Origin of the sequence: Paraburkholderia sp. RL17-373-BIF-A, from assembly GCF_046030175.1 — a bacterium.
GTDB lineage: Bacteria > Pseudomonadota > Gammaproteobacteria > Burkholderiales > Burkholderiaceae > Paraburkholderia.
Genome location: NZ_JARESO010000174.1, coordinates 1 through 3,258, shown reverse-complemented (window position 1 = coordinate 3,258; position 3,258 = coordinate 1). Strand labels below are relative to the sequence as shown.

The following is a 3,258-nucleotide window of genomic DNA, read 5'->3' as shown; positions in this document are numbered from 1 at the left end:
GACAGGGCTGATCGCGAATTGCGGAGCATCACCAAGCGCGCTGTGTTCAGCGTAGTCGCGGGTGGTCGTTGAACATTGAGATTCGCCGCCTCGGCTCCCTTGGCTGCCGCAGCGCTTGATGCCCTCGGGCAGCTGCTCCATTTCTTCTGCAGGCCGGCAAGCGATGCGATTGATCAGCGTCGCCCTCGCCTCGACTCCCATCGCTCCGGGTGATCCCGTCCTGCGTCAGGCCTCTGAGAGCGTTGTAAACGAAGTGAGAGCCTCTCGTGGCTGATGGACGTCGCTGCGGTCAGGCGTCATGCGTCGCCAGTCACAGCGCGATGTCGGCGCGCGGCGCGGGCCCCTTCGCGCGACGACGCCGTCGGAGCGGCGACTAATGCGCCGCGACCGACGTGCGTGCGGAACTGTAAGCCATGCTTGCGGCGAGCAGGAAAGGCAACACCTCGTCGAGTGATCAGGTCACGCTAGAAGCGTGCGTCGACCCGATCCCTCTTGCCCGTTCCTGCTGGACGGATCCCGTAATTGCTAGGAGGGCGCTCACACACGATCCGCAAGGGAGCCGGAGCGCTCGAATCGTTTTCGTTTACTTGCCGCGAGGTGACCAAGCGATCCGTACCTCCGCGAGCTCATCGCGCCGTCCGGAAAATTGGCGATGTCAGGCTGGCTTTGAGACTTGGTTGAGCCTAACGGTCGCCGCCGGTAAATCCAGCCGATCGGCTTCAGACGCTGGCGGAAGGACCGAAGATGAATCCGACGAGAAAATGGGGCCAATGGGCAAGCGGGCAGGGGAATCAAGTCGAGATAAACGAATTGCGCCGCGACGGATTGAAGAAGTTCCCGGGGCGCCGGTGGGACAGGAGAGGCACGAAGGTCATCGGGCGACGGCAAACAGAACGTGAAGCGAAGCAACCTTGTCTGCTAATTGTTATTAGCAGTGAATTGTTTAATGGGTAAAATGGGCGGTGTGCCGCTTTATATAACTGTCTGAAGAGAGGGTGTAATGACAACGTCGTTACGTTTATGATAACCTGAAGCTTTTCGACTGTTGCCGAGGGAGAATTTTTCATGTCTGCCACCCATGCGCTGCCTCCGAAGCGCGAAACGCTGAATATCCGTATTCGGCCTGAAGAGCGGGGATTGATCGACCGGGCGGCGGCGAGCCGCGGCAAGAACCGCACCGACTTCATACTCGAGGCGGCTCGCGCGGCGGCCGAGGAAGCGTTACTGGAGCAAGTCGTGATGACGGCGAGTCCCGAGGCGTATGCCGCGTTCCTCGCGCGACTTGATCTGCCGCCGCAGCCCAATGCGCGGCTGCGCCGCACGATGCAGAACGCCGCGCCCTGGGATTCCCCCAGCGACGCCTTATGAGGCTGGGCGCGCCCGAACCGCTGGACAGCCAGCATGAGCTCGATCGTTTCACCTCAGGCGCGGACAGCCTTGACCAGTGGCTGAAACGCCGTGCCCTGAAGAATCAGGCCAGCGGCGCCTCCCGCACCTTTGTTGTCTGCGAGGACGCGCGCGTGCTGGCCTACTACGCGCTCGCGTCCGGTGCGGTGACGATGGATGAGGCGCCGGGCCGGTTCCGGCGCAATATGCCCGAACCGATCCCGGTCGTCGTCCTTGCTCGTTTGGCCGTCGACCGTTCCTTGCAGGGTCGGGGTGTCGGCCGGGCGCTGGTGCGCGATGCTGGACTGCGCGTGCTGCAGGCGGCCGACACCATCGGCATTCGCGGTTTGATTACGCATGCGCTGTCCGAAGCCGCCCAAGGCTTCTACGTCCAGCTCGGCTTCGAGCCGTCCCCGCTCGATCCCATGACGTTGATGATCACGCTGACCGATCTAAAGGCCGCCCTATGAAGAGGACGCACCGTGCACTACCCACAGCTGCGCTGCACGCGGGGGCACCGTCGGCATTCGCGCGGGGCGGAATGCCATGCCGTGGTTCATCGGCGCATTTGAGCGCGGCGCGCCGACTGGCCGCGCCGCAACCGGTGCCATGGGAACGAGCTCGGGGAACAACAGCTATTCGAGGTCGGACTGGACGCGCCTCCTGCATAAGCTCACCGTCGTCCCTGAAAAGACTCACCCTTCAAACCCACTCATCAGTGTTCTGCCGGTCTGCAAGCAAGGGCGCTTAGAAGGAGGTACACGATGACCAACCAACCGCAACAGCTGACTTTGCCGCCGCCGCGCATACACGCGCACCGACTTCACTGCGCTGCGCGCGTTCGTGCAACGCCTGCCGGCGGCGACCATCGCGCGGCTCTATTACGACCCGGAGCGCTCGCCGCACGCGGCCAGTGTCGATGCGATGGAACGGTTTTTGGTCACAATGCGCGATGACCTCGTGCACCTCGCGTTGCTGCATGGTTCGTCGGTACTGGCGGAACATTTGAAGGCGTCGATCAAACAGCACGGCAGCGCGAAGCTCACCGCCATGACCTTGCGGATGGTCGAGCAGGCGTCCACCCTGGCCGCGGCGGTGCCGCTTGCCACGCACCCGGTGCACCTCTGGTTCCGGCCATTGATCGCCCAACGCCTGACCAGGGAGGGCATCGGCACGCTCGGCGCGTTGATCACCTATTGCAATGCGCGCGGCGGCATCTGGTGGCGCTCGGTGCCGCGCATTGGGGCGCTGCGCGCCAGGACGATCATCGCATGGTTGCGGCGGCACGAAGCGACGCTCGGGTTGAAGGTCGCCGCCGACGTCGACACGGCGTCATTCGTGCCGGCGGAAACGAGCGGAGCCGGTTTCGAGGGGCAGGGCGGAGCAAAGAGCGGCAACAGCGTCGTCGTGATCGGTGGCGATTCGAGCGAACCGCGGCTGGCACCGTTTGAGCACCTCGCCGTGCCGGCGGAGTTGTCCGGCGGAAATGAGAATTACCGCGGGCTCAACCGTGCATCGGCCTTTGCGTTCATTCGCGCCGAGCACGATCTCGCAGCGGTGCACGCGTATCTGCACCGCTATCGGGATCGGCCAACGACCTTGCGCGCCTATACGCGCGAGCTCGAGCGGCTGATCCTGTGGTGCGTTGTGGTGCGACACAAAGCGCTGTCGTCGCTCATCGTCGAGGACTGCGAGGCGTACAAGGATTTTTTGCAGGCGCCGTTGGCGTCGTTCACGGGACCGAAGCGAGCCCGTACCAGCGGTCGTTGGCGCCCATTCACCCCTGAAGGCCTGTCGGCGGACAGTCAGGCGTACGCGGTGCGGGTATTGCGGGCTGCGTTCGCGTGGCTGGTCGAGGTCCGCTATCTCGCG

General features: G+C 63.8%; 3 protein-coding genes. All 3 read left to right on the top strand.

What is annotated here, in order from left to right; all coding sequences use genetic code 11:
- Positions 1-1,065 precede the first annotated feature (1,065 nt).
- Positions 1,066-1,368, top strand: a complete 303-nt coding sequence (locus P0D80_RS49120; RefSeq protein ID WP_408295723.1) for a type II toxin-antitoxin system TacA family antitoxin — start codon at positions 1,066-1,068, stop codon at positions 1,366-1,368.
- Positions 1,365-1,856, top strand: a complete 492-nt coding sequence (locus P0D80_RS49115; RefSeq protein WP_408295720.1) for a GNAT family N-acetyltransferase — start codon at positions 1,365-1,367, stop codon at positions 1,854-1,856. The genes P0D80_RS49120 and P0D80_RS49115 overlap by 4 nt, the downstream gene beginning before the upstream one ends.
- Before the next feature lie 373 nt (positions 1,857-2,229).
- On the top strand, positions 2,230-3,258 hold a 1,029-nt coding region (locus P0D80_RS49110; RefSeq protein WP_408295717.1), incomplete at its 3' end, for a phage integrase family protein.

Excerpts from the sequence above, each read along its gene's own strand:
- P0D80_RS49120 (WP_408295723.1), top strand. The coding sequence starts at position 1,066 with ATGTCTGCCACCCATGCGCTGCCTCCGAAGCGCGAAACGCTGAATATC.
- P0D80_RS49115 (WP_408295720.1), top strand. The coding sequence starts at position 1,365 with ATGAGGCTGGGCGCGCCCGAACCGCTGGACAGCCAGCATGAGCTCGAT.